Here is a 12084-nt window from a genome sequence, read left to right as displayed (position 1 = left end):
CAACGCGGGCATGGCTCTCTTTCAGACCGATCACAAGGCGTAGGAACCTCGATGATCTTCTGAACGGCCATGCCCGCCCCGTCATCCACGAACAGGGCGTGTCTACATCAACTGTCTAAACCAGACCGTCGCGACTTTGCCGGAGCCCTGGACCCGGTTGCGACTGGGCAGATCGACGGGTTGACCACGCCGCCGCCCGCTGTTGCGCGCGGCCCTGTCTCGATCGCGGTCGCGCTGGCTGGTCGCGCCAAGTGCCCGACTGGCCGACGCGTTGGGGGATCCAGGCCGGCTCACTGAGGATCGTCGACCCATTTGCCGATCGCGGTGGGAAGCGGTGGCCGACGATCGCCGCACAGACCGCGGCGGTGAGCACCCACGGCAAGGCGAGGACGGATTCCCGGCAAGCCTGTGGATTGGGGCATCGCAGCGACGGTTCGGTCAGCCAGAGTGGTATGACTGGTATCTATGCGTGCTGACGGGCTGCGGCTGGCAGTCGACTGTGGACGTGTGACGACGGTTGGTGTGGTGGCGTGGCCGAACGGTGGGTGGCTGCCGCTGCATCCTGACGGGGTTCCGTGGTTGTCCAGCGCGGTGCACGTCTCCGCGGATGGGACGATCTCGACCGGTGAACAGGCCTGGCAGGCGGCCGCCATCACGCCGGACGGTTTCGAGCCGTGTCCGCTTCGGCTGGTGGGGCAGGAACATGCGCTGTTGGCCGGTCGTCAGGTGCCGGTCGTGGACTTGGTCGCGGCGACGTTGGCGCGGATGGCGGGGGAGGCGGCCCGGATAGCTGGGGTTGCGGTGCAGCAGTCTCGGCTGGCGGTGCCGGCATCTTGGGGGCCGGTGCGGTGCACCTGGTTGCGGCGGGCTGCCCGGCGAGCGGGTCTGGGGGAGGTGAGTTTGGTGGCGGCGCCGGTCGCGGTCGCCGAGCACCTGCTGGCCTCCGGCCACAGCTTTCCGGTGGGCTCCTACCTGGCGGTGTGTGACATTGGCGGCGGCGCCGAGGTGACGGTGCTGCGCCGCGGGTCGGCCGGCTTTGAGGTGTTGTCCACGTTGACCGACCAGGATGCCGGCGGGCTGCAGATCGATGAACTGTTGGCCGCGAGCCTGGATGGTCGGCCGGGTGGTACGGACGCTGGCGTGGCCGCGGGCGTGCGGTGGCAGTTGCTGGCGGCGGCGCGGGCGGCGAAGGCAACCGTGTCGACGCAGGCTGCGGTGACCGTGCAGCGGCCGGCGCCGTATCCGCCGATGGTGGTGACCGCCGGGCAGGTGGAGACGCTCGCCGGCCCGGTGCTGCAGCGGGCCGGACGGCTGGTGCTGGACGCGGTCGCCGCTGCCGAGCTGGCCGTGGATCAGGTGAGCGTGGTGTTGGCCGGTGGCGGTGCGGCGATGCCGGCCGCGGCGCGGGCGGTGGGCGAAGTTGTGGGCCGGGAACCGTTGGTGACCGGGGAGCCTGGCGTGGCGGCGGTGCGCGGCGCTGCGGCAGCCGTCGGTCCGGCGGCCGTCGGCCCGGACCAGGCGATGCCGGATATCGGGCCGCCGGTGCCGCCGTTTCGACGGTTCGTTGCGCTGGCTGTGCCGGCTGCCGCCTCGTTGGCCTTGTTCGTTGACTTCGCCGCGATCAAGGCCCGGGCCGGTGGCCGTGACAACGAGGTTTACCGGTACCGCGACTACAGCCCCGGTGTGGGGGGTTTCGGGCCGGGCGACTTCCACTACAAAATCAACTGGGGTGAGTTGGCGATCGCCGGGTCGCTGGCCGTGGTGGCGTGCTTGTGCGCGGCTGCGCTGCTGGCCTCGGTGCTGCCGGTAAATGCGGGGATGCGCACGCCGTCCGGCTCCGACGGGGTGCAGATGGGCGGCGGGCTGCTGGCTTCCCTGGTGATCGGCTTGGCGGGCGCGGGCCTGTATGCGGTGGGCGCGGCCGGGTACATCGCGGCGCCGGCCGCCCCGTTCCTGAAGTGGGCGATAGTCCCGCTGCTGCCGCTGGCGGTTGTGGTAGCGGTGGCAGCGATCGCAGTAGCGCGGTGGGGACGGCGACCCGCGGTGGGCTGGCATGTGTGGCTCCGGTTCCCGATCAGCTCGGTGATCGCGGCTACCGCCGGCATGCTGCTGGTCCACTACACCTTCTGGCACTGGACCGACACCCCGCTCATCGAAACAGCGGCACGGTTTGGTGGCCTGCTGATCGGGGTCGGGGCGGCGCTGGCGCTGGCGCAGCCGCTGCCCTACCGGGTTGTGGTGGCCGCTCCGCTCGGCGCTGCGACCGCTCTGCTGACCAGCCCGGACAGCACCGGCGTCCTGGGCGTGATCTACGTGCTCGCGGTCACCGTGTGGTGGGCACAACGGCTGTGGCAACTGGCCTACCGACCGCCGGCAGCATGGCAGCCCCCGCGCTGACCGCACACCAGCCGCCGATCGGCGTCGGCCGGCACGGTCGGCAGAGCCGATGTAGTTGGTCAGCAGCATCCACTGCCTTCGACGGACGTCGGACCACCCGGTTCGGACGAGTGATGGTTCAGGACTACCGGCAGCGACGAGACAGCACGTTCTACTGACCGCTTTCGCGCGAGCGACGTCCGGCTCGGCGGCGGGCAGGAAGGCCAGCAAGGGACACAATGCTTGGACACCGCGCGTGGACGCGCTGATTGGACGGAGAGCAGCACGTGAGCAGGTTCGTCATCACCATCACGCCCGACGACGGCGGCTCGGCCACCGGCGCCGCGGCACACACCACCGTGCGAGTGGACATCTCCACCGGACAGACGCGAATCACCGAGCTCACCGTGCGCGCGGCCAGCGGCGGCGGCCTCGCCCCCGCCGACCTGCCACCGGTCGACCTCGACCTGCTGGTCCGCGCGCTCGCCGCACCCGCACCACCACCCGCGCTGCCACCGGTCGCCGAGACCTTCGCCGAACAGGCCGCACCGGCGCCGCGCCGCCGCGCCCGCAAGACCGCGGCCAAGAAGGCGACGGCCAAAGCCACCACCCGGTCCGCCGCGAAGAAAACCACGAAACGCGGCGCCGAAAGCACCGGCACCCGCGCGTACCGGCGGATGCCCGAAGCCGACGAGGTCATGGACGTGTACCGGCAGACCGGCTCGATCACCGCGGTCGCCGAGCACTTCGGCGTGCCCCGCCACACGGTCGCCGGCTGGGCCCGCCGGCTGCGCTCACAGGGACACACCATCGGCCGGCAGTAACCCGGTTGCTCGAGCTTCTTACCCGGCGATGTTCGTCATTCGTTGCCACACAATTCGTGGTTACTGATTCGGTTGGTGGGGTGACGCTGGGTTGCGGTTGATGGTATGACTGTGGTCTATGCCACCTGGGGAGGTACGGCTTGCCGTTGACTGCGGCAGCGTGAGCACGGCCGCGGTGTTGGTGTGGCCGGATGGTCAGTGGCGGCTGTTGCGGTTCGATGACCAGCCGATGCTGCTCAGCGCGGTGTTTGTGAGCTCGACCGGTCGGATGTCGGCCGGGGTGGAGGCGTGGCAGGCCGCCGCGGGGGCGGGCGAGGGGTTGTTCGTGCCGTCGCCGTCCCGGCGGATCCGCGATGACGTGATCAGCGGCGGCGGGGTGACGACCACCGGGCTAGAGGTGGCGGCGGAGCCGCTGCGGCGGGTCGCCGAGATGGTAGGCCAGATCGTCGGCGGCCCGGTGGCGGATGTGCGGTTGGTGGTGCCGGCGACTTGGGGGCCACGCAGGTCGATGCTGCTGCGCCAGGCGGCTCACCGCGCTGGCCTGCCCGCCGTGGCGGTGGTGCCGGCGCCGGTCGCGGTAGCCGATCTGATGGTCGCGGCCGGCGCGGTGGTGCCGGTCGGCGGGCATGTCGCGGTGTGCGACCTCGGCGGTGGCGTGGAGGCCACCGTTTTGCTGCGCAGGGCGGACGGGTTCGAGGTGGTGTCCGTCCGCGACGACGCCGAAGGTGGCGGATTGCGGCTGGACGAACAGCTGGCGGTGAGCCTGAACGGCCACACACCGCCGTCGATGGGCACGCAGGTGTGGTGGCAGGTGGTGGCCGCCGCCCGCAGCGCCAAGGAACAGTTGTCGACGCAGCCGGTCGTGACAGTGAGTCTGCCGCCGCCGCACCCGCCGGTGGTGTTGACCGGGCAGCAGGTGCAGGCGCAGGCATCGCCGTTGTGGGAACAGGCCGCCCAGCTGACCGTCGAGGCGGTTGAGGCCGCCAACCTGCAGCCCGCCGAGCTGTCCGCGGTGTTTTTGACCGGTGGCGGCGCCGCAGCGCTCCAGGCCGCGCAGGTGGTGGAGCAGATGGTGGGCCGGCCGGTGGATGTGGTCCCGGATCCTCAGTTCGCGGCGGTGCGCGGCGCCGCCCGGGCGGTGGGCCCGCCCGCTGGTGCGGCGGGTTGGTGGCCGGTGATGCCGCGGTTGCCGGACCTGCCGGTGCGGCGGCTGTTGGGTGTGCTGGTCCCGGCGGTGGCTTCCGCGGCGCTGTTCGTGGAGTTCCTGATGGTCAAGGCCCGCCACCCCGGTCAGTTCGTCCGTCCGGTCGGTAACGACGAGCCGGACATGCCGAACCTGGTGTTGACCTGGGGACAGTTGGGTGTGGCCAGCCTGCTGGCGTTGCTGGCCTGCCTGTGCGGGGCGGCGGTGCTGGGCGCGGTCCTGCCGGCCAACGCCGGCCTGCCGCGGGCGGCCAGTTCGGACGCGGTCCGGATGGGTGGCGGGTTGGTCGTCGCCGCAGTCCTGGGCTGGTGCGTGGCCGCCCTGTACGGGGTTGGCGCGTCGGTGTATCTGGCCGCGCCGCTGGGCTCGTTTCTGCGGTGGGCGATGCTGTGCACACTGCCGTTGGCGCTGGTCGCCGCATGTACCGGGGTGGTGGCGGCGGTCCGGGGCCGAAGTCCGGCCGTCGGCTGGCACAACTGGCTGAGGTTTCCGATCCTGTCGGTGGTGCCGGCGGCGGTGGGGATGTTGCTGCTGGCTGTCGTCTACGGCTACATGGCGGCCGATACCGGGCCGGCCGACACCGTTCAGCGCACGGGTGGGTTCCTGATCGGTGTCGGCGCCGGGCTGGCACTGGTCGGACCGCTGGTCTATCGGCTGGTGGTGGTGCCCCCGCTAGCGGCGGTCACGATGGCCATTGTGGACATCCACACCTCCGGCATCCTCGCGGCGATCTACGCCGCGGCGGTCACCTGCTGGTGGCTGCAACGGCTATGGCAGCTGCTGTTCCACCCGGACCCCTGGACCAGCCATGCCTGACCCAGCCCTGGTACGCGGCCGTCTGCCCACACCGCCGGGGCGGTGAGCATGCTCCGACGCCTTGTCATCGCGCTGTGGTGGACCGTCCTGCTGGTCGGCCCGCCCGCTGGGCTCGTCGTGTGGGCGCGGTGGCCGCTGCCAACACGGTGGCCGGACCGCGTCCAGGCGGAGGCATGGCTGGCGCATCCGCTGACCGCCGACGCGGCCGCCGTGACCGGTTGGCTGGGTTGGGCGCTGCTGGTCTGGACGATCCTTATCCGGCCGCATCGTCGGTTGCGGCGTACCGTCGAGGCGGTCTGGTCCCTGGCCGGGCTGTTGGCGATGCTGGTCGGGTTGCCGGCTGGTCTGATCTGGTGGGCCGGCCGGCCGGTGCCGCACTGGCCCACCGAAACTCAGATCCACAACTTCCTGGCCGAACCGTTGACCTGGCCCACCATCGTCGCCGCCACCGCCCTCGCGGGCTGGCTGCTGTGGCTGACCCTGGTCTACGCAGTCCTGGCCGAGGCAGCAACCCGGCTGGGCCGCTTCGCGCGCTGGCTTCCCCGGATCCCCGTTCCCACACCGCTACAAGGGCTGGTCGGTGGCATGCTCGGCGCCGCCGCCATCAGCACCGCCCACACCTCCGCCTCGACTATCCCAGAAGCGGCGGACCTCGCGGTGGTGTCCACCGCCGACCGGCTACCGGTCGCCGCGGCCAATGTCAGCGACGCGCCGGACGCATCCACCGTCCACCAGGAGGCCGACCCCGATCCTGCCGCGCTCACCTCGACGAGCGACCGGATCATGCTGCCCGACGGGGGATGGTTGCCCCGGGCGGTCGCGGAGCTAGTCACGGCCGCTGGGGCCGCTGTGTGGTGGCGTCGCCGCCGCGACTACCAACCCGGCCCGATCCGACTCGACCGCGACGACCCCGACCTGGTGCCGCTGCCACCGACGGTCCAAGTCGTCCAAGCGGCCCTGCCCTACGTACAGCAGCCGCTTCCCGGGCTGGAGCGCCCGCCGGCCGCGGCGACCGATCCGGCCGGTCCACCGGACGACGCCGGCCGGCTGGGGTGGCAGGCGGCCAGCTGGCCCGGTGACCTGCCCGGCGGGGCAGTAAGGCTGGTCGGGGCAGGCGCAGCCGACGCGGCCCGCGGCATCCTGACCACCGCGCTGCTGACCCACCGCGAACCAGCGGCCCGGCCGGCCGTCGTCATCACCGCCGCTGACCTGCACACGCTGCTCGGCTCCGCCGCCACGGACCGCCGGCACCTGCCGGGTCTACAGGTAACCGAGGACCTGGGCGGCACGGTGCAGCAACTGGAACAGATCCTGCTGAAGGCGGAGCCTGATCGGCGTGACCCGGCCAGCGACCAGTACGCCGCACACACCCTGGCCCTGCTCGCGACGGCCCCCGCCGACCCGGACACGGCCCGTCGCCTCGCTGTGCTTGCGAGCCTCGGCCACCGGCACGGCGTCACCGCCGCCATCCTCGGCCACTGGCCAACCGGCACCCTCCTCACCGTCACCGCCGACGGCACCGCCACCCGATCCGACAACCACACCGAACAGGTCCGGTTCTGCATGCTTCCCCGGCCGCCGCCGCAGATCTGCTAGACCTACTCGACCTACGAAACACCGACCGACCCGTGGCCACGGGTGTCCCCACACCCGGCATCCACAGCCACCACACACCTGCCAGACCAGGTAGCGGGACGCCAACAACCAACCCGGTTCGGATTACCCTGCTCGGCACGATCACCGTGTCCTGCCGCGGACGACCGGTCGTCATCAACCGGACCGCAGGCGTACAGATCCTTGCCTTCCTCGCCTTACACCCCGCCGGAGCCACCAGCCGGCAGATCGCCACCGCGGTGTGGCCCAACGTGCGCCCCCACGCCAGCAGCGACCGCTTCCACACCACCATGCACGCCCTACGCGCCACGCTGCGCGAAGCCACCGGCGGACACGAGGTCGTACTACGCGACGCAGAGCTCTACCGCCTCGATCCGGACCACACCGACACCGACATCGCCCAGCACGCCGCAGCAGTCCACGCCGCAGCGACCGCCACCCAGCCGCAGAACCGAGAACCAGCACTACGAGCCATCATCAACGGCCACCCAGCAGAACTCGCCGCCGGACACCACTGGCCGTGGCTGGCAGCACACCGCGAAGCCATCCGCCGCCGAATCCTGGACGCCTACACCACCCTGGCCGCTACCCACCCGCACGAAGCTGCCGCACTGCTGCACCACGCCAGGCAAGTCGACCCAGTCAACGGCGATCTCCAGCCGAAGAGCACCGAAGTAAACCCTCGATACGACTCGCTCGCGTATCCGCAAGCGACACCCAATCATGACCTGGACCGCCATCGCCGATGACACAGCCTTCTCGCTGCACTCAGCGCGATCGTCGACGTCGAGGCCGCAGGCAACGGCTGCGTGTCCACATTGGCCAGCGCCGCCACTGGGTAGTGCTACCTGTTGTCTAGGGTTGGCGGGTCTGTCCACATGCCTCGTCTGGGTCTGTCAAACGAACGGCACCTCTCTGTGTCAAGGCATCGGGACCAGAGAGGTGCCGTTCGTTTTACAGGCCCCCGCGGCCCGCGACCGGCGCGAGGTGCCGCACGCTGGGCGTTGAAACGGGCCCCCGCGGCAATGGCAGAGGCGACGCCGACGGGGGACGGCGTCGCCTCTGCACCTTTGAAGGGCGCGGTGTAATGGCTAGGTGCACTGGTCGTGGTTGGCCGACTCGGCTCGATAGGACCGGCCGGCGCGCTGGCCCGGCCGGTAGGGCGGCGCGGTGATGACCTGACGAGGGCCGGCGGGCTGACGTGCGCACTCTGGTCGTCGGCCCCGATCATCGCGACGATACCGGCGGTCGCTTCACCGTGGTCGCGTCGTTGCCGCATGCGCCGCGCGTGAAGCGCTGGCCCGGTGGCCATGTCGACCTCTCCGCAAACGGCCACCACGACCGTCCCCGAGGCGGTGAAGCGGGTCATAAGGCGCAGGTAGGCAACATCAATGACTGGCGATGCGAGTTGTGGTATCACGCGTTACTCCAATCCCAGCAAGTAGTACGCGGGAATGCGATTGGAGGGGGCCGCGTCCACGGTGATGGTGTAAGAGACGATCACCGGGAAGATCCGGGTTGATGTTACGCGGCGATCGCCGTTGCGGTGGCCGGGGTGTCGTCCTGTGTGTCGATGAGTGTCAGCCGGGCCTTGGCAAGGATTTCGATGCCCATGTACCGGCGTTGTTCGGTCCACTCGTCGGTCTGCTCGGCCAGGACGGCGCCGACGAGGCGGATGATCGAGGCCCGGTTGGGGAAGATCCCGACCACGTCGGTGCGGCGGCGGATTTCCTTGTTCAGCCGCTCTTGTGGGTTGTTGGACCAGATCTGCCGCCAGATCTCGTGCGGGAACGCCGCGAACGCCAGCAGATCCTCCTGGGCGTCATCCAGATGTGTTGCCGCGTCAGGGAACTTCGCTTCGATCGCCTCGACGACGCGGCCGAACTGGGCCCGCGCTGAGGCGGCATCGGGTTGGTCGAAGATGGTCCGCACCATGGTGGCCACCCACGGCTGCGCCGACTTGGGCACCTTGCCCAGCAGGTTGCGCAGATAGTGGGTGCGGCACCGCTGCCAGGCGGCGCCCGGCAGGGCGGCGCCGATCGCGTCGACCAGGCCGCGGTGGGCATCGGAGATCACCAGCTTCACGCCGGCCAGCCCTCGTGTGGTCAGGCCGCGTAGAAACCCCAACCAGCCCGCGCCGTCTTCCTGCGAGGCGATGTCCAGGCCCAACACTTCCCGGCCGCCGTCGCCGTTGACGCCAACCGCGATCAGGGCGTGCACGTTGACCGTGCGGCCGGCCTCACGGACCTTGACCGTCAGGGCGTCCATCCACACGAACGTGTACGGGCCGGCGTCCAGCGGCCGGCTGCGGAACGCTTCGACCTGCGCGTCCAAGTGTTCGGCCATCTCCGACACCTGCGACTTGGACAGCTGCGCCACCCCCAACTGCTCGACCAGCTTCTCCACCCGGCGGGTCGACACACCCAGCAGATACGAGGTGGCCACCACCGACACCAGAGCCCGCTCAGCTCGCCGGCGGTAGGTCAGCAGCCAGTCCGGGAAGTAGCTGCCCTGCCGCAGCTTGGGGATCGCCAGCTCCACCGTGCCGGCCCGGGTGTCCCACTCCCGCTGTCGGTAACCGTTACGCGAGTTGACTCGCTGCTCGCTGCGTTCGCCATAGCCGGCGCCGCACACCGCGTCGGCCTCGGCCGACATCAACGCCTCGGCAAACGTCTTCACCATCGCCCGCAGAAGATCCGGGCTCGCCGACTCCAGCTGCTCGCGCAGAAAGCCGGCAGGGTCCACACTCTTGGGTGCGGTCATCGCGTTGGTCTCCTTTGATCATGACTTAGCCGTCTCAAAGGATCTCCGCGATGACCGTCTCTCACCTCACGACACGCCCACTACCAGGCCCGCCGTACACCACCTCCGTGGACGCGGCCTTGGAGGGCGGGGACCAGGCCCAACATCCGGGCCAGTCCGGGGACAGGCGGTCGTGGTGAGGAGTTCCAGGCGGAGCCGCCCGGAACCCCTCACCTTTCCCCAACCCCCGGCAAGGTATCCAGCAGGCACACCGGTGAACGGTCACCGAACCGCCCGGACCTGAACCGATCTATGCGTGCCGTCGCGGCACCGTCAAAGACAGACTGCGCTGTCTGTCTTTCCCGCACCCACGCGATGCTCTCTCGGGGTCCCAGAGGCCTGGCATCCGCGCGCCCGAGCCCGGCAACACACCGGCCCGCCCGCCGGTCAGCGGGCGACCGTCGTGGCGATGTGCGCCATGCCCGCCGAGGGGTAGGCCGGCCGGCCCATGCGAACGCTGCCGACACCGGCTCACTCGCCGCAGCAGGCGACTTGCATAGTTACCGGGCGTCCTCGTGGTGGGCGGTCCGTGATCGTCGGACCAGGTCAGCGGCCGCACCAGCACGGTGGGCGCAGGTGTCGAAGTCCCGGTCATCACACCCCTCCGGGTGGCAAAACATCCGTGGCTAACAGCGGGAGTCCGCCACCAGGGGCCGGGGTGACCGCCTCACCGTACACCCGACATACTCATCGCGCCGTTCAAGACGGCACCGAGTTGCGTCGATCCAGTCCCGCCCGGCGACCCGGCGGCCATCACTGTGGTCGGACGCGCTGTTCGGCGGCGTCCATCGGCTGTTGGGGCCGATGACGTGGGCGGTGGACGTGTCTTCATTGCAGCGTCGGAGTTGTTCTCGCCGGTCCGGGCTGTTGATCCTAGGGGTTTGTGAGGCTACCGCGCGGTCGGTTCGGCGTACGTGTACCCGAAGAAGACGCCCTTGTGTTGCCCGTCACTTCCTCGAGTGCGTTGGTGGTGTGTCAGCTCGTGCCCGGCGGTCGTCGGCGTGTGACTTCGCGCTGTCTACCGGGTGGCACGACGCTCGGGGCGCTGCGCTTTGATCAGGAAGGCGGGCCCGGGTCTGGCTGGCGGCATCCCGTCGGGGCCAGTCCGGTTTGCTGGCCGGTCACTGGTTCGGCCGTCGCAGGCCGTTTCGTTGCGGCGGTCCGGTCGAGTCCGAGCGCGCCCGCCGTCGCGCCGGTGCCGGGGCCGGGGCCGGGCGTGCGGCTGGGAGGTTGATGGAGACGGCGGTCCAGGGTCCGACGTGGTCTTCTGCTGCGTCAGCGCTGGGACGCCGTAAGCGGCGTAGGACGGCACCACAGTGCAGGCAGCGGCCGTACTCGACACTCACGCCGCTGGGATGACAGGAACTCCGCTCGGCTGCGACTTGGCCGCCGCAGCCCACACATTCCGGAAGGTCGCACTCCATCGCCTCACCCACGGGTCAGAGGTCGGGGACGCCGACGGGTGGACAACCGCCCCTCGCCGACGCCTGACGGCTGCGGGCTCGTTGCCCGGCCAGTCGTGGCTGTGGGCTGCGGGTCCGGTCGGTGGCGGGGAGGACTCGGCCGCTGGTTCCCGACCGGCCACCCAATCCCGGGTCTTGTCTGCCGCGTCCAGGCCGGCCGCCGCGGCGTTGTGCGAGGCCCTGCCGGCCGGTTCTTCGACCACTGCGGCAGCGGTGCGCGCCTGGTTCGCCGCCGGTGAGGGCGCGTCGTCGGGCTGATGCGGTGCGTCGGGGTCCGCCGGGGGTTGGCGTCGGGTCAGCACCACCGCTACGACCGCGCCGATGACCACCCGGCGGCAAGGCCGGCGCCGGCCCACCGCCACCGCGAGGTCGGCAGCTGTCCGCGTAGGGCGAGCCGGGCCAGCACGGCCCGCTGCCGGGCCACCGATCCCGGGGTGCGGGATGTGTCGCCGACCTGCCGGGCGGCCTCGGAAGCGGCGGTCAACAGGTGCTCCCACGCCGCGGACAGTTCGGTGCGGCGCGCTGCGAATAATGGGCGGGAAGTCGATCCAACTGTTTGATCATGACGCCACCTCCAGTTGCCGGAGCCGCGTATCACGATTGCTGAGCCAACACGGTACACACCGGCACCGGCCGCCGGGCCCCGCTAATCCGCCAGATCCGAAACGAGGAAATCTTCTTCGGCGAAGGTAGACATGCGGTGTGGGCGTGTGTATGGTTCCAGGTGTTGCGAAGAGAGATCCAGTGCGACAGCCGACCTGGCGCACAGAGGTAAACGGCCCGCGCGGTCCGGTCCCGACCCGCTCACGAAGGTGAGCCGGCGTAACGGGGCCGGACCCGGGCTCAACGCCCGACCCGGACTATCGCGGGCGTCATGCACCACCGAGCACCACAGGTTCACGCAGGATCAGCAAGACCCAGTTTGAAACGGTGTGTACGACGAGAGGAGTGAATGCCATCGGATCCCTGCCCGGCGTGACGATGC

Annotated in this window: 7 protein-coding genes; 5 read left to right on the top strand and 2 right to left on the bottom strand. The window is 70.3% G+C overall.

Translation table 11 applies throughout. The annotated features are described in order from the left end of the window. Positions 1 to 525 precede the first annotated feature (525 nt). The 5 genes from Phou_RS07965 (at position 526) to Phou_RS07945 (ending at position 7583) form a co-directional block, all read left to right on the top strand. On the top strand, positions 526 to 2397 hold the full coding sequence (locus tag Phou_RS07965) for an Hsp70 family protein (RefSeq protein ID WP_218578857.1): 1872 nt from the start codon (positions 526 to 528) through the stop codon (positions 2395 to 2397). A 266-nt stretch (positions 2398 to 2663) separates the two neighbouring features. Next, entirely contained in the window at positions 2664 to 3200 is a 537-nt protein-coding gene (locus Phou_RS07960) for a helix-turn-helix domain-containing protein (protein WP_173054912.1), read from the top strand. 160 nt (positions 3201 to 3360) lie between these two features. Continuing rightward, the gene (locus tag Phou_RS07955; protein ID WP_173054910.1) at positions 3361 to 5220 is read left to right on the top strand and encodes an Hsp70 family protein; all 1860 of its coding nucleotides are present in this window, start codon (positions 3361 to 3363) and stop codon (positions 5218 to 5220) included. Positions 5221 to 5262: 42 nt separating this feature from the next. Next, a complete protein-coding gene (locus Phou_RS07950; protein ID WP_173054908.1) occupies positions 5263 to 6816 on the top strand; it encodes a hypothetical protein in 1554 nt (517 codons plus the stop codon). Positions 6817 to 6848: 32 nt separating this feature from the next. Beyond that, positions 6849 to 7583 carry an AfsR/SARP family transcriptional regulator gene (locus Phou_RS07945; protein WP_173054906.1) on the top strand — a complete coding sequence of 245 codons (735 nt, stop codon included), beginning with the start codon at positions 6849 to 6851 and terminating at the stop codon, positions 7581 to 7583. Positions 7584 to 8358: 775 nt separating this feature from the next. On the opposite strand, the gene Phou_RS07940 is transcribed toward Phou_RS07945, so the two are convergent. After that, positions 8359 to 9597: an IS256 family transposase gene (locus tag Phou_RS07940; RefSeq protein WP_173054904.1), complete on the bottom strand. Its 1239-nt coding sequence runs from the start codon at positions 9595 to 9597 to the stop codon at positions 8359 to 8361. Positions 9598 to 11406: 1809 nt separating this feature from the next. Further along, a complete protein-coding gene (locus tag Phou_RS07935; RefSeq protein ID WP_173054902.1) occupies positions 11407 to 11583 on the bottom strand; it encodes a hypothetical protein in 177 nt (58 codons plus the stop codon). Positions 11584 to 12084: the final 501 nt, after the last annotated feature.

It is taken from the genome of Phytohabitans houttuyneae, from assembly GCF_011764425.1.
In the GTDB taxonomy this organism is placed as follows: Bacteria; Actinomycetota; Actinomycetes; order Mycobacteriales; family Micromonosporaceae; genus Phytohabitans; species Phytohabitans houttuyneae.
Note: the sequence above shows the minus strand (reverse complement) of the source record. Positions and strands in the feature narration are given on the sequence as shown.